The organism is Streptomyces sp. NPDC000151 (assembly GCF_040301705.1).
In the GTDB taxonomy this organism is placed as follows: Bacteria; Actinomycetota; Actinomycetes; order Streptomycetales; family Streptomycetaceae; genus Streptomyces.
In genome coordinates, this window is the sequence record NZ_JBEPFC010000094.1 from 1 (window position 1) to 16,429 (window position 16,429).

Genomic DNA, 16,429 nt, shown 5'->3' on the forward strand with positions numbered 1-16,429 from the left:
GGGCTGGCTGCCCGAGGCGACCGGGCCGGCTGCCCGAGGCGACAGGGCCGGCCGCCCGGCGCGCGGGAGACGGCAGCCGTGCCCGTCGGCCGGTGACGGCCGGCCGGGCACGGTGCCGGTGGTCAGGGGCGGGTCACAGACCCAGGTCCCACTGGGACGCCTCGTGGTCCAGGCCCGGCGTCACCTCGACGTCGAGGTTCTTCGCCGCCGCCGGCGTGTCGAAGGCGAACTCCACACTCGCGCTCTTGCCCGGCAGAATCTTGCCGTTGAAGCCCTCGCCGACCGTGCCGTCGAATATCTGCTCCGTGGCCTTGCCGTCCTTGCCGGCGCGCGCCTCGACCAGGGTCAGGGTGCTGTCGAACTTCTCCTTGCCCTTGTTCTGCACCTGCACCGTGACCTTGTAAGCCTTCTTGCCCTCCTTGTGGCCGACGGCGAACTCGCCGACGGTGTACGCCGTCGCCTTGGACACCGTGACGCTCAGCCCCGTGTCGTACTCGGCGGTGTCGCCGGCGTGCAGCGCCTCGCCCGTCTTGCCCTTCGAGCCGCCGCCCGTGTCGGCCGCGTCCTCGCCCTCCGAACCGCCGCCCTTGGGCTGCGCGGTGGAGGTCTCCAGCGACTTGTTGATCTCGTCGACCGTGTCCTTGACCGCGGTGAAGGTGATGACCGCGCCGACCACCGACAGGATCAGCGAGGCGACGGCCAGCAGCACGCCCGCCAGCGCGACCCCCTTATTGGTGGCCTGACCGCGCTTGGCGCGGCCGCGGCCGACCAGGCCGAAGATCAGGGCCAGCACGCCGAGCGTGCCGGCGAACCAGAACATGAGCGGTATCAGACCGGACAGGACCCCGATCACGCCGAGCACGAGGGCCGCGATGCCCAGGCCGTTGCGCGCGGCCTGCGGAGCCGGGCCACCCGTCGGAACCGGGGCGCCGGGCGGGAACTGCATCTGCTGGGACATGGCTGTGGGTCCCTTCCGGGAGTCTCGATCGGTTCTGACGAAACGACCTGAAGAAAGAGAGAGGAGAAGAACAAGGAGAAAGTCGAGAAAGGTGGAGCTGGTGTTGCGATGGTTCAATAACAGCAGAGGCTGTGAACCGAGTCAACACCGTTCACGTGAAAGAGTTAATTCACGGCGTGAAGGGGTTTGAGGCTGTGTCGTGGGTATGCTCGCTGACACAGGCGACACAGACGCGACGGAGCGATCGGACGGGAGCCAGTCAGGTGCCGGAGAACGCAACACCGGAGACCCCAGCGCAGACCGCGGTGGAAGCCGCGGTCGCGGCGGAGGTGACCGCTGCGGGCATCGCGCGTCTGGCCGGCGTGGGCCGGGCCGCGGTCAGCAACTGGCGCCGCCGGCACGCCGACTTCCCCAAGCCCGTGGGAGGCACGGAGGCCAGCCCCGCCTTCGCGCTGACCGCCGTCGAGCAGTGGCTGCGCGACCAGGGCAAGCTCGCCGAAGTCCCGCTGCGCGAGCGGGTGTGGCAGCAGGTCGCGGGCCACCCGGCCGGCGCCGCCACGGCCCTGCGGCACGTCGGCTCCGTCCTCCTCCTCGTCCGCGACCGCCCCGCCGTCTGGCGCGGACTCGCCCGGGCCGACGACGACACCGAGCTGACCGGTCTGCTGCCGCCCGCGCTCGACGCCGTCCTCACCGCCCGGCTCGGCCCTGCCCATCCCGTCACCGGCCTCACCCGCGAGACCCTCGCCCCGTCCAGCGCCCTCGTCCGGGCAGCCGCCGAGCTCGCGGAGGACGCGGAAGGCGCTCCGTATGCGTACGAGTTCCTGCTCGGCCGCCATCTGGACGCCAACCCCCGGCAGTACACCCTCACCCCGCCCGGCCTCGCCGCCCTCATGGCCGAGCTGGCCGGCCCCGCCGCCGCCGTCCTGGACCCCGCCGCCGGCACCGGCACCCTGCTGTACCCCGCGCAGGAGCCGCCTCTCGCGGAAGCGCCGATCGCCAAGGGCGGGCCCAAGGGAGAGGAGCACGCCGAGGAAAGGGCGCAGGGAGAAGGGGTCGGGGTCGGAGACGGGGACGGGCCGGATCCTCAGGCGCGGCCGGGGCCCGTCGCGCTCTACGGGCAGGAGGCCGACGCCGATCTCGCCGCGCTCACCGCCCTGCGCCTGGCCCTGCGTTCGCCGGAGACCCAGGTCCGGATCCAGGCCGCCGACACCCTGCGCGACGACGCCTTCCCCGACCTCGCGGTCGACGCCGTCCTCACCCACCCGCCCTTCAATGAGCGCAACTGGGGCCACGACACCCTGGCCTACGACCCCCGCTGGGAGTACGGCTTCCCGGCCCGTACGGAATCGGAGCTGGCCTGGGTGCAGCATGCGCTGGCCCGCCTCAAGACCGGCGGTACGGCTGTCCTGCTCATGCCGCCCGCCGCCGCCTCCCGCCGTTCCGGCCGCCGGATCCGCGCCGACCTGCTGCGCCGCGGCGCGCTGCGGGCCGTCATCGCGCTGCCCGCCGGCGCCGCCCCGCCGTACGGCATCCCGCTGCACCTGTGGGTGCTGCACCGGCCGGGCAGCGCCCCGCCGCCCGCACCTCACCTCCTGGTCGTCGACACCGCCGAACTCGCCCCGGGCGGGCGGGACAAGCTCGACTGGCAGACCGTGCGCGCCACCGTCCTGGACGCCTGGCGGGCCTTCGACCACGAGGGCGGCATCGAGGAACGGCCGGGCGTGCGGCGCTCGCTGGCCGCCATCGATCTGCTGGATGACGACGTCGACCTCGCCCCGGCCCGGCACCTCCCGCCGCCCGCGGCGGGAGGTGGTCCCGCCGAACTGGCCCGCGCTCACGAGGAGCTGACCGCCGCCCTCGCCCGTACCACCGACCTCGCCCCGGCCCCCGCGCCCGCCGGCCGGGCGGCGCCCGCCCGCTGGCCGCTGACCACCGTCGGCGAGCTGGCCCGGGCCGGCGCGCTGCTGCTGCGGGCCGGCGGGCCCGGCACGGCCGCCCTCGGCGAGGGCCCCGTCCAGCTCACCGAGCACGACGTCATCGGCGGCACCCCGCCGTCCGGCACGCTTCCCGAACCGGCCACCGGGGACGCCCCCGAGGATCCCGTCCTTCTCCAAGCGGGCGATGTCGTCGTGCCGGTGCTGGGCGGCGGCGCCATCGCCCGGGTCGTCGATGCCGCCAGTGAGGGCGCTGCCCTCGGCCGCAACCTCTTCCTGCTGCGGCCGGACCCGTCCGCGCTGGACCCCTGGTTCCTCGCCGGGTTCCTGCGCGGCACCGCCAACAACCGCCAGGCCAGCAGCTACGCCTCCACCGCCACCCGGCTCGACGTCCGCCGCCTCCAACTGCCCCGGCTGCCCCCGGCCGAGCAGCGCGGTTACGGCGAACACTTCCGGGCGCTCGCCGCCTTCGAGGAAGCGCTGCGCGAGTCGGCCCGGCTGGGCGAGAGGTTGGCGCAGGGCCTGTACGACGGGCTGACGGACGGGTCCATATCGCCGGGGTGATCCGGCAGGGGGAGAGAGGGCGGTGAGCCGCCGGGGCCGGTGACCCGCGGGGGAGCGGAGGGGGAGCGGAGGACGCTCGCCGCGCTGCCGCCCGCCGCCCGTCGCTCGCTGAGCCGTCGCCCGTCGCCCGTCGCCCGCCGCCCGTCGTTCCTCGCGCCGCCGCCCGTGGTCGGTGTGCCGCCGCCGGTGGTCGGTGCGCGCAGGGGCGGCTGTGACCGGACCGGGATGTGGTTCCGTACAACCCAGGCGGTGTTGTCAGTGTCGGTATATACGCTCGAAAAAAACCGCCACGACGGCCATACCGACCAGGAGCAGCAATGCACGGCCCCGCCCCGGCTCCGCCACCGCCCCGCCTCCTCAAGCCGGGCACGGTCGTGCTGCTGCGGGTGGTCTTCGTGGCGATCGCCGTGCTCAGCCTCGGGTTGCTCGCCTGGGTGACGTTGCTGCGCGCCGCGCTGGTGCACCGGCGGCCGGTGGGCTGGTGGATCTTCGGCGTGGACGCGGCGCTGGCCATCCCGCTGCTGGCCGTGGTCGGTTCGGTGCCCGAGAGCGACTGGCGAGGGGACGTTGCGCTGGCCCTGATCCTGCTCCAGATGGCCGGTGCCGTCGCGTACTACCTCGTGGTCGACATCCGTGCCCGGGCTCATGCCCGTTCTTTCGCGGGGTACGGCGCTCCCGGCCGTACTCCGGGGGCGTACGCGGGCCCCGAGGGGTACGGCGGATACGGAGGCCCGGTCGGGTACGGCGGCCCTGGGAGTCCTGGGAGCCCTCGGAGTCCTGGCGGCGCTGGTGGCCCTGGCGCGTACGGCAGCGGTTCGATGTATGAGCAGGGCACGATGTCCGGTGGCCGGCCCGGGCCCTATCCCTTCATATCCGGAGCCGGCGCCATGGCGAACCCGTACGCCACCCAGTTGCAGCCCCAACCGCCCATGGCGCAGCCGCAGCCGCAGCCGCCTGCGGTCCAGCCCCAGCCGCGGCCGCAGCGTATTGAGCGGGTGCGTGCCGAGCTGGACGAGCTCAGCGAGTACCTCCGCCGGGGTGCCAACGACGGGGAGAGCGCCGGGGGCAACGGCCACCACCAGGAGGAAGGGCGGTGAACGGCAGAGTCATCGCCGAGCGGTACGAACTCTCCGCGCTGCTCGGCCAGGGCGGCATGGGCCAGGTGTGGATCGCGTACGACCGGCGCCTGGACCGCCGGGTCGGCGTCAAGCTGCTCCGCCCCGACCGGCTGGCCGGCGCGCCCGACGCCGAGGAGCTGCGCCACCGTTTCGCGCGCGAGTGCCGGGTGACCGCGCAGGTCGATCACCCCGGCCTGGTCACCGTGCACGACGCGGGCAGCGACGGGGACGACCTTTTCCTGGTCATGCAGTACGTAGAGGGGGCCGACCTCGCCGACCACCTCGCCGAGCACGACCCCTATCCGTGGACCTGGGCCGTGTGCGTGGCGGCGCAACTGTGCGCGGTGCTGGCGTCCGTGCACGCGGTGCCGATCGTGCATCGCGACCTGAAGCCGCGGAACGTCATGGTCAAGGCGGACGGCACGGTCACCGTCCTGGACCTCGGCATCGCCTCCGCGCTGGACACCGACACCACCCGTCTCACCCACACCGGCTCGCCCATCGGCAGCCCCGCCTACATGGCGCCCGAACAGGCCATGGGCGGGACGGTCGGCCCGTACACCGACCTGTACGCGCTCGGCGTGCTGCTGCACGAACTGCTCAGCGGGTCCGTGCCGTTCGCCGGGTCGACGGCGCTGGGTGTGCTGCACCGGCATCTGTACGAAATGCCGGTGCCGGTGCGGCAGTTGCGCCCCGACGTGCCCGAGGCGCTGGAAGCGCTGGTGCTGCGGCTGCTGGCCAAGGACCCGGAACACCGCCCGGCCGACGCGCAGGAGGTGTACCAGGCGCTGGCCCCGCTGCTCCCGCACGCCGGCTCCGGAAGAGGGGAAGGGGGAGAAGGCGCGGGGGCAGGGATGACGGCCGGTGTTGCCGGAGGGCACGGGATGCCGCTGCCGGGGGTGCCTATGGATCCGACCCGGCCGTTTCTGCTGCCGCATGCGCCGTGGCCGCGCCGCGCGGGAGCGCCGGGCGCCCCCGGCCCCGGTCCCGCCCCCGCCCCCGCCCCTGCCCCCGGGCCCGCGGTGACGGCCGTACCGGTGATGGCTGGATCGTTGGCAGATGTACGAGCACCGGCTGCACCAGCCGTGCCCGTACCGCCCATGCCCGTACCGCCCATGCCCGTACCGGCCGTTGCCGTAGCGCACGTTCCGGGCTCATCGATGCCCGTACCGCCGGGGCTCGCACCGTCGGGTACGGACCCTCGTACGCCGACCCCCGCGCCGTCTTCCGCCCCCGCCCCCCTAGGGCTGGACGTCGCGGCTGCCGTTGATGAGGTCAAGCGGCTGCTGGACCACGGGCGGATCACGCAGGCCGTCGACATCCTGGGCGGCATCCTGCCAACCGCCGCCGCGCGGCACGGTGAGCACTCACCGGTCGTCCGTACTCTGCGCAAGCAGTACGCGGCCACGCTGATGGACGACGGGCAGTACCGGCGTGCGCTGCCGGAACTGCGACTGCTGGCCGAGGAGTTCGCGCGCGGGTCCGGTCCGCGGGCGGCCCGGCAGGCGCTCCAGTTCCGTTTCGAGGCGGCGCAGTGCCTGGAGCAGCTGGGCGAGGCCGCGGCGGCCCTGGAGGAGTACCGCACGCTGCTGCCGCACTTCGAGGCGGCGCCCGACGACCCGGTACGGCCGTTGGAGATTCGGCGTTCCATCGGCCACTTGTTGCTCGCGCTCGGCGAGCGCGGTGCGGCGCAGGAGACGCTGGCCCGGCTGCTGTACGACGCGGAGCGGGTGCACGGTGCGCATCACGCCTTTCCCGCGGAGGTGCGCCGGACGCTGGAGTGGCTGGCCCGCGTCCGCTGAGCGGACGCCCGGCCGAGCCGCCCCGCCACACCGCCGCTCCGCCGAGCCGCCCCGCCACACCGCCGCTCCGCCGAGTCCCGGGCCGTGCCGCGCCCGGAGCCGGCGTGCCGCCCCGCCGCCTCCCGGGTACGAAACACAAAAGTGCCGCAATCGTTGGTCGAATTGCTGGTCCGCGCCGCGCGGACTCCATACCATCGATCAACGCCAGGACTGATACGCACGCGAGGTGCTGAGGAAGGCCTCCGCAGTCGTTCATGATCTTCGCCGGGAGGCCGAATGCTCCGCCGTAGGACTGCGCTCTCCGTTTCCGCCGCCGCGATCGTGGCGGCCCCGCTCCTGTCCGCCTGCGGCAGCGACGCGCACCCAGGTGCCGCGGCCGTCGTGGGAGGCGAGCGGATCACCGTGGCGCAGCTCCAGGCGCGGGTGAAGAACGTTCGTACCGCCCAGGAAGGCGCCCCGCAGGGCGCGCAGCTCATCGAGAACACCGGCCGGCTCAGCCTGGCCACGCTCAACAGCATGATCTTCGACCGCGTACTGGCGCGCAGCGCGAAGGACGCCGGCGTCGAGGCCAGCCGGTCCGACGTGCAGAAGTGGCGGACCGCTGCCGAGCGGCAGGCCGGTGGCGCCGACCGGCTGAAGACGATGTGGCTGCAGCAGGCCATCGCGCCGCGCGAGATCGACGGCGTGGTGCGCAATCAGATCCTGATGGACGGGATCGCGAAGAAGCTGGGCGTGAACCGGCAGTCGCCGCAGGGCCAGCAGAAGCTGGCCCAGGCGCTGGCCAAGACCTCGCGCGACCTCGGTATCGATGTGAACCCGCGCTTCGGCAAGTGGAACGACCGCCAGGTCATGCTCGGCGAGGCGAAGACCCCGTGGGTGCGGACGGAGCAGAAGCAGCGGGTGTGATGCCGGGACGGGCGGCAGGTACGGCATGCGCCCGGCCTGCCGCCCGTCAGGCGTCCGCCGCCCGTGAGGCGTCCGCCGCCCGTGAGGCGTCCGCCGCCCGTGAGGCGCCCGCCGTATGGGGCGGCCTGCCGCCCGTTCCGCGACCGCCGTGCGTTACGTTCGACGGGTGAACGCTTCCGCCACCGGCCGCCTGGTCCTGCTCACCACCAGCCACCGGGTCGCACCCGGCCTGCTGTCCTGGCCCGCGTGGCAGACGCTGCGCGGCGCCGACCGCGTGCTGTGCACCGACCCGGACCACCCGCAGCTGCCGTACCTCGCCGAGGCGGGCATCGCGGTCGAGATCGCGGAGCCCACCGCCCGCGAGTTGGTCGACCACTGCGTGGCCGGCGGCCGTACGGCGGTCGTGCTGACCTCCGCCGACGGCGAGAGCGCGCTGACCGACGGGCTGGCCCGGCTCGCCGGGTCGGGCCGCGAGGCCATGCCCGACCTGGAGCTGCTGCCCGGTTCGTACGATCTGCCGGGCGCCCGGCTGCTGGACCTCGTACAGGTCATGGACCAGATCCGCGTCGCGTGCCCGTGGAGCGGCATCCGTACCCACGAGGACCTGGCGAAGTACGGCCTGGAAGAGGCGTACGAACTGGTCGAGGCGATCGAGGAGGGCGACCGGGAGGCGCTCGCCGAGGAGCTGGGCGACGTCCTGCTCCAGGTCGTCTTCCACTCCCGGATCGCCCAGGACGACCCCGACGAGCCGTTCTCGATCGACGACGTCGCGGGCGGCATTGTCGACAAGCTGATCCACCGGCACCCGCACGTCTTCGGTGACGAGGAGGCGGCGACGCCGGAGGACGTCAAGGCGCACTGGCTGCGGACGAAGGCCATCGAGAAGCAGCGCGAGTCGGTGACGGAGGGCGTGCCGCTGGGGCAGCCGGCCCTGGCACTGGCCGCGAAGCTGGCCTCCCGGGCCCGTACGGCCGGCCTCGACGTGCCGGTCGCGGGCGAGGGCATCGGGTACGAGCTGCTGGCGCTGGCCGTACGGGCCCAGGCGGAGGGCACCGACCCGGAGACGGCGCTGCGGGCCGCGGCCCGTACATACCGGGACGCGATCGTGGCGGCGGAGCGAGCGGTCTAGCCGTTTCGGTGGCGGGGGCCCTGCTGTCTAGCCGTTTCCTGGCGGGGCCGCTCCCGTCCAGCCGTTTCCTGGCAGGGCCCCTCCCTCTCCCCGTCCGCAGAGAGTCGGGGACTCCCCGACCACAGAGACTCGGAGGCCCCCCGTCCACAGAGACTCGGAGACTCCCCGCCCACAAACCATCGAGGACAACGGCGAAAGCCCCCTCCCCCACCTCCACCGCACTCTCACAGACGCTACTGCCCGCCACTGACAGTGACCGGGCCCTGTGGAAAACCGGTTACGGTCGAGGGGTGCACGACACCACCGCTTCCGCCTGCCCTGAACTCTTCACCTGGGAGTTCGCCGCCGATCCGTACCCCGCGTACGCCTGGATGCGGGAGCACGCGCCGGTGCGCAGGACGGAACTGCCCAGCGGGGTCGAGGCGTGGCTGGTCACCCGGTACGCGGACGCGCGCGAGGCGCTGGCCGACCCGCGGCTCTCCAAGAACCCCCAGCACCACAGCGAGGCCGCGCACGGCAAGGGCAAGGTCGGCATCCCCGGCGAGCGCAGCGCGAACCTGATGACGCACCTGCTCAACATCGACCCGCCGGACCACACCCGGTTGCGCCGCCTCGTCTCCAAGGCGTTCACGCCGCGTACGGTGGCGCGCTTCGCGCCGCGCGTACAGGAGCTGACCGACCAGCTGATCGACGGCTTCGCCGGGCGCGGCGAGGCCGACCTCATCCACGAGTTCGCCTTCCCGCTCCCCATCTACGCGATCTGCGACCTGCTGGGCGTGCCGCGCGAGGACCAGGACGACTTCCGGGACTGGGCCGGGATGATGATCCGGCACGGCGGCGGGCCGCGGGGCGGGGTCGCCCGGTCGGTGAAGAAGATGCGGGCATATCTGGCCGATCTGATCCACCGCAAGCGGGAGTCGCTGGCGGCGGTGGAGTCCGAGGACGAGGACCTGATCTCGGCCCTTATCCGCGCCTCCGACCACGGCGAGCACCTCACCGAGAACGAAGCCGCGGCGATGGCCTTCATCCTCCTGTTCGCCGGGTTCGAGACGACGGTCAATCTGATCGGGAACGGTACGTACGCGCTGCTGCGCAACCCGGAGCAGCGGGCGCGGCTGCAGGCCGCGCTGGCCGCGGGCGACGAGGAGCTGCTCGCGACCGGCATCGAGGAACTGCTGCGCTATGACGGTCCGGTGGAGCTGGCGACCTGGCGGTTCGCGACGCAGCAGCTGACGATCGGCGGGCAGTCGATTGCCGCGGGGGACCCGGTACTGGTGGTACTGGCGGCCGCCGACCGGGATCCGGAGCGGTTCGAGGAGCCGGACACCCTGGATCTCGGGCGCCGCGACAACCAGCATCTCGGGTACGGGCACGGCATCCACTACTGCCTGGGCGCGCCACTCGCCCGCCTCGAAGGCCGTGCCGCGCTGGCGACCCTGCTGACCCGGCTGCCCGACCTCCGGCTGGCCGCCGCCCCCGATGACCTGCGGTGGCGCGGCGGCCTCATCATGCGCGGGCTGCGGGCGCTGCCGGTGGAGTTCACGCCGGAGGGCGCGGCGGACGTACGGGGAAGCGCGGAGCCGACCACCCCGAGAGGCGCGGAGCCAGCCACCCCGCAAGGCCCGGAATCGATCGCTCCGCAAGACGCGGATCCGGCTATTCCGGAAAGCGCGGAGTAAGTCGTTCCGGAGGGCGTGCCGTCCGGCGCGCAAAAGGCGCATAGCGCATCGTCCCGGGCGGGGCGGGCGCCCGCTTCCGACGGCCCGTCAGAACGGGAAATCGCGGACGTACCGGAATGCGCCAAGGGTGCCCGGGTCGAGACGAACTGACCTGGCGTCAGCAGCGTGATCTACGCGTGATCTCCGCTACACCGGGTTGAGACCGGACCGGGCCCCCGCTACCTTGCGTGCGACAACTCAAGCCGCCGCTCGAAAGGCACTCGCATGCGCTCCGGCAACGGTAGACACCGCCGCCCCCGTCAGGCTCCCGCCCTCCTGGTGGCGGCCTCCGTCACGGGGGCCGGGCTGGCCCTGCCGCTGCTGACGGCGGGCGGGGCCCAGGCCGCCGACACCGCCACCTGGGACCGCGTCGCGCTGTGCGAGAGCGGCGGCACCTGGAGCGCCAACTCCGGCAACGGCTACTACGGCGGGCTGCAGCTGACCCTGCAGATGTGGAAGGACTACGGCGGCGAGTCCTACGCCGAGCGTCCGGACCTGGCCAGCCGCGCCCAGCAGATCGCGGTCGCCGAGTCGGTACTGAACGACCGCGGCCCGGATGCCTGGCCCAGCTGCTCGGTGAACGCCGGCCTCGACCTGGACGGGCTGATACCCGACGTGGACCCGGGCAGCACGCAGACGCCCGCGCCGCAGCCCTCCGACGACGGCTCCGCGAGCGGCAGCGACTCCGGCGACACCCAGCCGTCGGGCGGCGCCACGGACGGCGCCACGGATGGTGCCACCGACGAGCCGTCGGCCACGCCCTCCGCCACGCCGTCCGGCGACGGCACGGACTCCGGTGACGCGCGGCCCTCCGAAGGCGCCTCCGAGCAGCCCACCGCCGACCCGTCGGCCGACCCCACCACCGACCCGTCGACCGCTCCGTCGACCGAGCCCTCGGACTCCGCGCAGCCCTCCGAGGGGGCCACCGAGCCGCCCGCGTCGTCCGACGGCGGCGCCTCCGCGCCCGGTACCGGCCGGCACCGCGGCGGTACCGACGACGGCAAGGACGGGCGTCCCGAGGGGCGGCACGCCTCGCGCGGCGGTGACGCCCACCGCGGTACCGGGGAGGGCGACGGCGTGTACACAGTGCGGCCGGGCGACAGCCTCTCCGCGATCGCGGAGGAGCACGGGCTGGCCGAGGGGTGGGCCGGCCTCTACGACGCCAACGAGGGTGTCGTCGGAGCTGATCCGGACCTTATTCAGCCAGGTCAGCGCCTCGACCTCGGCCAGTGACCGCGGGCCGCACGGCGTAAGTGCGGGATGGTTGCCCCCATTTGGGGAAAGTGAGACATGGGTCTCGTCCCGAGGTATTCCGTCCGCCCTGTCCGTTCTTTCCATACCGTGTTCGACCTGCGCAAACGGATGCCACCGGTGATCGAAAACCGCAAAGTGTCCTGCGAAAAGGTGGTTTGAACCGCCGAGGGGTGTGTGTTTACGTTCTTCACCGCTCGCACCAAGCGAGCCCGCCGATCATTCGCCGAATCCTGCCGGTGATCGGTCGGACAACCGTCGCGCAAGCGCCGTAGGCAGGAGCGGGGGACCCAAGGTAAGTGCCGTACGCAGCGGAAACGCAGCGGCCGGCTTGGGGTGAAGCCGGATGTGCGACAGCGCATCCGGCCGGGCCACTCACAGCCCGAACCCGACAGCTCACCTCGCAGGCGTCGGTGAGGGAGAACAACATGCTCAAGGGCAAGCACCGCCGCCCCTCGAAGGCCGTCCGTGTCGCCACGCTCGCCGGTGTCGCAGGCGCCGCCGTGGCCGTCCCGCTGATGGCCGCCGGTTCCGCCAACGCCGCCTCGGTCGCCACCTGGGACAAGGTCGCCCAGTGCGAGTCCGGTGGCAACTGGTCGATCAACACCGGCAACGGCTACTACGGCGGCCTGCAGTTCAACAACAGCTCCTGGGCCGCCGCGGGTGGCACCAAGTACGCCCCGCGCGCCGACCTGGCCACCAAGGACCAGCAGATCGCCACCGCCGAGAAGCTGCTCGCCATGCAGGGCCCGGGTGCCTGGGGCTGCGCCGGTGCCGGCGGCCTGACCGCCGGTGGCCCGTCCGCGCAGGTGAACACCGGTGGCTCCGGCCAGGTCCAGCAGCAGGCCGCCCCGAAGCAGGAGGCGCCGAAGCAGCAGGCCGCGCCGCAGCAGCAGGCCCCGAAGCAGCAGGCCGCGCCGCAGCCGCAGCCCGTGCAGCCCAAGGCCGACCCGAAGCCGGTGACCGGCCACGGCAACTACACCGTGAAGTCCGGCGACACCCTGGGCAAGATCGCCAAGGCGCACGGCGCCGACTGGAAGACCGTCTACGCGAAGAACAAGTCGGTCGTCGGCGGCAACCCGAACCTGATCTTCCCCGGCCAGAAGCTCAACGTCTGAGCCGGTACAGGCCGGCACCTCAACGTCCGAGCCGGTACCCGGCAGGCGTGAGAGCCGCCCCGTGAGACCGCCCCGCCGCGACGCGTCCCCCCGAGCGCGCCACGGCGGGGCTTTCGCGTTGGCGCGGCGGGGCAGTGCACCGGCATCCGGGCGGGCCGCCGCTCAGATGCGTACGGACCGTTTTGCCCGGTACGTCCGCTACAAAATGCGGACGCTACCTCCCGTATTGCGGGCCTTTGGGTCCTTTTTCGTCTCACAGACGGGGCTAGGGGCAGGCGTAGGAGCCGTGGGCCGTTAGGCTCGTGCTGCAGAACTCCAGAAACCCACGAAGGAGACAACGTGCCGTCGATCGACGTCGTCGTAGCTCGCGAGATCCTCGACTCGCGAGGCAACCCCACGGTCGAGGTCGAGGTCGGCCTCGACGACGGCAGCACCGGCCGCGCGGCCGTGCCGTCGGGCGCCTCCACCGGCGCCTTCGAGGCCATCGAGCTGCGTGACGGCGACCCGAACCGTTACCTCGGCAAGGGCGTCGAGAAGGCCGTGCTGGCCGTCATCGAGCAGATCGGCCCCGAGCTGGTCGGCTACGACGCCACCGAGCAGCGCCTCATCGACCAGGCGATGTTCGACCTGGACGCCACCGACAACAAGGGCTCCCTGGGCGCCAACGCGATCCTGGGCGTCTCGCTGGCCGTCGCGCACGCCGCGTCCGAGGCCAGCGACCTGCCGCTGTTCCGCTACCTCGGTGGCCCGAACGCGCACGTCCTGCCCGTCCCGATGATGAACATCCTGAACGGCGGCTCGCACGCCGACTCCAACGTGGACATCCAGGAGTTCATGATCGCCCCGATCGGCGCGGAGTCCTTCTCCGAGGCGCTGCGCTGGGGCGCCGAGGTCTACCACACCCTCAAGAAGGTCCTGAAGAACAAGGGCCTGGCCACCGGCCTGGGCGACGAGGGCGGCTTCGCCCCGAACCTCGGCTCCAACCGTGAGGCCCTCGACCTCATCCTGGAGGCCATCACGGAGGCCGGCTACGCCCCCGGCCAGGACATCGCGCTGGCGCTGGACGTCGCCGCCTCCGAGTTCTACAAGGACGGCGTGTACGAGTTCGAGGGCAAGAGCCGCTCGGCCGCCGAGATGACCGAGTACTACGAGGAGCTCGTCGCCTCGTACCCGCTCGTCTCCATCGAGGACCCGCTCTTCGAGGACGACTGGGCCGGCTGGAACGTCATCACCGAGAAGCTCGGCACCAAGGTGCAGCTGGTGGGCGACGACCTGTTCGTCACCAACCCCGAGCGCCTGGCCCGCGGCATCGAGGAGAACTCGGCCAACGCCCTCCTGGTCAAGGTCAACCAGATCGGTTCGCTGACCGAGACCCTGGACGCCGTCGAGCTGGCCCAGCGCAACGGCTTCAAGTGCATGATGTCGCACCGCTCCGGCGAGACCGAGGACGTCACCATCGCCGACCTGGCCGTCGCCACCAACTGCGGCCAGATCAAGACCGGCGCCCCGGCCCGCTCCGAGCGCGTGGCCAAGTACAACCAGCTGCTGCGCATCGAGGAGATCCTCGACGACGCGGCGGTGTACGCGGGCCGCAGCGCCTTCCCGCGTTTCAAGGGCTGAGTTCTGGCCTACGGGGGCTGATGGTCCCCACCTCCGTACGTCCCCGGCAGCGGTCCCGTACCGTTGCCGGGGACGTACGTACGCCGTCGCGTACGCAGCCACCCAGGGGAGGCCACCGTGTTCCGCCGCAGCCGGCTCACCGGGCGCGCCGCGCTCCTCGTGCTCGTGCTGTGCTCGCTGGTCGTGGCCCTCGCGTATCCGATAAGGGCGTACGTCTCCCAGCGCTCGGACATCGCCGATCAGCGCCGTGAGGCCGAGACGGCCCGGGAGGCGGTGCAGCGGCTGCGCCAGGAGAAGGCCCGCTGGCAGGACCCCGCCTACGTACGCCAGCAGGCCCGCCGCCACCTGCACTACGTGCTGCCGGGCGAGACCGGTTACACCGTCGTGGACGGCACCGGCGCGAGCCGGCCGCAGGCCGGCCGGAGTGCCGTGCAGCGCCCCTGGTACGAAGCCATCTGGTCCGGCCTGGACTCCGCCGACGCGCGCCACAGGGCCGCCGGGGGATGATGGGGCGGCCGACCGTTCAACCCTGACGACAAGAGAAGCCTGCATGGACACGCCGCCTCCCCAGACCGAGCCCACCGAGCCCACCGACGCGGACGTCGCGGCGTTCCGGGAGCAGCTGGGCCGCCCGCCGCGCGGCCTGCGCGCCATCGCGCACCGCTGCCCCTGCGGCAACCCCGACGTCGTCGAGACGGCCCCGCGCCTGGAGGACGGCACGCCCTTCCCCACGCTGTACTACCTCACCTGCCCGCGCGCGGCCTCCGCGATCGGCACGCTGGAGGCGAACGGCGTGATGAAGGAGATGAGCGAGCGGCTGGCCACCGACCCGGAGCTCGCCGCCGCCTACCGCGCGGCGCACGAGGACTACATCCGCCGCCGGGACGCCATCGAGGTGCTGCAGGGCTTCCCGAGCGCCGGCGGCATGCCGGACCGGGTGAAGTGCCTGCACGTCCTGGTCGGCCACTCGCTGGCGGCCGGTCCCGGCGTCAACCCGCTGGGCGACGAGGCCATCGCCATGCTGCCGGAGTGGTGGAAGAAGGGGCCGTGCGTGAGCCCGTGCGGCGCCGGCGACGACGAAGGAGACGCCAAGTGACCCGGGTCGCGGCCATCGACTGCGGTACGAACTCCATCCGCCTGCTCGTGGCGGACGCCGACCCGGAGACGGGCGAGCTGAAGGACCTGGACCGGCGGATGAAGATCGTCCGGCTCGGCCAGGGCGTGGACCGTACCGGTCGGCTGGCCCCGGAGGCGCTGGAGCGGACCTTCGCGGCCTGCCGTGAGTACGCCGCCGTCATCGAGGAGCTGGGCGCCGAGCGGGTGCGCTTCGTGGCGACCTCGGCCTCGCGCGACGCGGAGAACCGCGACGACTTCGTGCGCGGCGTGGTGGACATCCTGGGCGTCGAGCCCGAGGTGATCACCGGCGACCAGGAGGCGGAGTTCTCCTTCACGGGCGCGACGAAGGAGCTGAAGGGCCGCGAGGACCTGACCAAGCCGTACCTGGTCGTGGACATCGGCGGTGGCTCGACCGAGTTCGTACTGGGCGACGAAGACGTGCGGGCCGCCCGCTCCGTCGACATCGGCTGTGTGCGGATGACCGAGCGGCACCTCGTGCACGACGGCGAGGTCACCGACCCGCCGACGCCGGACCAGATCACCGCCATAAAGGCGGACGTCGCCGCGGCGCTGGACCAGGCCGCCGAGAGCGTCCCGCTGGGCGAGGCGCGCACGCTGGTGGGGCTGGCCGGCTCGGTGACCACGGTGGCCGCGATCGCGCTGGGCCTGGAGGAGTACGACTCGGCCGCCATCCACCACTCGCGGATCCCGCTGGCCGAGGTCCGGGAGATCACCGAGTCGCTGCTGGGCTCCACGCACGACGAGCGCGCGGCGATCCCGGTGATGCACCCGGGCCGGGTGGACGTGATCGCCGCGGGCGCCCTCGTACTGCTTTCGATCATGGAGCGTACGGGCGCTCAGGAGGTCGTCGTCTCGGAGCACGACATCCTGGACGGGATCGGCTGGAGCCTCGCCTGAGAGGGCCGTTGACGGCCTCTGAGAGGTGCCCGGGAGGGGCCTCGGAGCGTGCGAATCCCGCGTTCCGGGGCCCCTTCGCGACGTGTCGCCGAGAAAGTTCGTGAAACTCTTCACATGAAAAAAGGGCCCGTTGGGCCAACAAACCGTCCGCCGGGACGCCGTACGGGGCTCACTTGGGCGGGCCGCCCTTGGAATGTGCGCTTTCGACAGTGTTAAAGAAGCGCTTATGTGGCCCGTGGTCCAGCCTCACAAAGGCGTGCAACGCCTGATGAGAAGG

At 72.6% G+C, this 16,429-nt stretch carries 13 protein-coding genes and 1 riboswitch; of the genes, 12 read left to right on the forward strand and 1 reads right to left on the reverse strand.

The features are described 5' to 3' along the window. Positions 1 to 133 precede the first annotated feature (133 nt). Positions 134 to 958: a DUF4190 domain-containing protein gene (locus tag ABT381_RS23660; RefSeq protein ID WP_351597775.1), complete on the reverse strand. Its 825-nt coding sequence runs from the start codon at positions 956 to 958 to the stop codon at positions 134 to 136. A 263-nt stretch (positions 959 to 1,221) separates the two neighbouring features. Between ABT381_RS23660 and ABT381_RS23665 the strand changes: the two genes are divergently transcribed. The 12 genes from ABT381_RS23665 to ABT381_RS23720 all read left to right on the forward strand — a co-directional run bounded on the left by ABT381_RS23665 (position 1,222) and on the right by ABT381_RS23720 (position 16,152). Further along, positions 1,222 to 3,456, forward strand: coding sequence for an N-6 DNA methylase (locus ABT381_RS23665; protein WP_467754529.1), 2,235 nt, complete (start codon positions 1,222 to 1,224; stop codon positions 3,454 to 3,456). A gap of 317 nt (positions 3,457 to 3,773) precedes the next feature. Further along, positions 3,774 to 4,553, forward strand: a complete 780-nt coding sequence (locus ABT381_RS23670) for a hypothetical protein (RefSeq protein WP_351597778.1) — start codon at positions 3,774 to 3,776, stop codon at positions 4,551 to 4,553. Next, positions 4,550 to 6,376, forward strand: coding sequence for a serine/threonine-protein kinase (locus ABT381_RS23675; RefSeq protein ID WP_351597780.1), 1,827 nt, complete (start codon positions 4,550 to 4,552; stop codon positions 6,374 to 6,376). The genes ABT381_RS23670 and ABT381_RS23675 overlap by 4 nt, the downstream gene beginning before the upstream one ends. A gap of 276 nt (positions 6,377 to 6,652) precedes the next feature. Further along, complete coding sequence (locus ABT381_RS23680; RefSeq protein ID WP_351597783.1) at positions 6,653 to 7,282, forward strand: SurA N-terminal domain-containing protein; 630 nt, start codon at positions 6,653 to 6,655, stop codon at positions 7,280 to 7,282. A gap of 166 nt (positions 7,283 to 7,448) precedes the next feature. Next, positions 7,449 to 8,411 (forward strand): nucleoside triphosphate pyrophosphohydrolase, encoded by a 963-nt coding sequence (locus tag ABT381_RS23685; RefSeq protein WP_351597786.1) that lies wholly within the window; start codon positions 7,449 to 7,451, stop codon positions 8,409 to 8,411. A gap of 290 nt (positions 8,412 to 8,701) precedes the next feature. Further along, a complete protein-coding gene (locus ABT381_RS23690) occupies positions 8,702 to 10,090 on the forward strand; it encodes a cytochrome P450 family protein (RefSeq protein ID WP_351597789.1) in 1,389 nt (462 codons plus the stop codon). A 264-nt stretch (positions 10,091 to 10,354) separates the two neighbouring features. Continuing rightward, positions 10,355 to 11,362: a transglycosylase family protein gene (locus ABT381_RS23695; protein WP_351597791.1), complete on the forward strand. Its 1,008-nt coding sequence runs from the start codon at positions 10,355 to 10,357 to the stop codon at positions 11,360 to 11,362. Between the two features lie 275 nt (positions 11,363 to 11,637). Continuing rightward, positions 11,638 to 11,805: riboswitch (cyclic di-AMP (ydaO/yuaA leader) on the forward strand. A gap of 3 nt (positions 11,806 to 11,808) precedes the next feature. Next, positions 11,809 to 12,498: a transglycosylase family protein gene (locus ABT381_RS23700; protein WP_351597794.1), complete on the forward strand. Its 690-nt coding sequence runs from the start codon at positions 11,809 to 11,811 to the stop codon at positions 12,496 to 12,498. 339 nt (positions 12,499 to 12,837) lie between these two features. Beyond that, positions 12,838 to 14,118 (forward strand): phosphopyruvate hydratase, encoded by a 1,281-nt coding sequence (eno, locus tag ABT381_RS23705; protein ID WP_351597797.1) that lies wholly within the window; start codon positions 12,838 to 12,840, stop codon positions 14,116 to 14,118. A gap of 117 nt (positions 14,119 to 14,235) precedes the next feature. After that, positions 14,236 to 14,625: an FtsB family cell division protein gene (locus ABT381_RS23710; protein WP_351597800.1), complete on the forward strand. Its 390-nt coding sequence runs from the start codon at positions 14,236 to 14,238 to the stop codon at positions 14,623 to 14,625. 43 nt (positions 14,626 to 14,668) lie between these two features. Next, positions 14,669 to 15,214, forward strand: a complete 546-nt coding sequence (locus ABT381_RS23715) for a DUF501 domain-containing protein (protein ID WP_351597803.1) — start codon at positions 14,669 to 14,671, stop codon at positions 15,212 to 15,214. Continuing rightward, positions 15,211 to 16,152, forward strand: a complete 942-nt coding sequence (locus ABT381_RS23720; RefSeq protein ID WP_351597806.1) for a Ppx/GppA phosphatase family protein — start codon at positions 15,211 to 15,213, stop codon at positions 16,150 to 16,152. The genes ABT381_RS23715 and ABT381_RS23720 overlap by 4 nt, the downstream gene beginning before the upstream one ends. Positions 16,153 to 16,429: the final 277 nt, after the last annotated feature.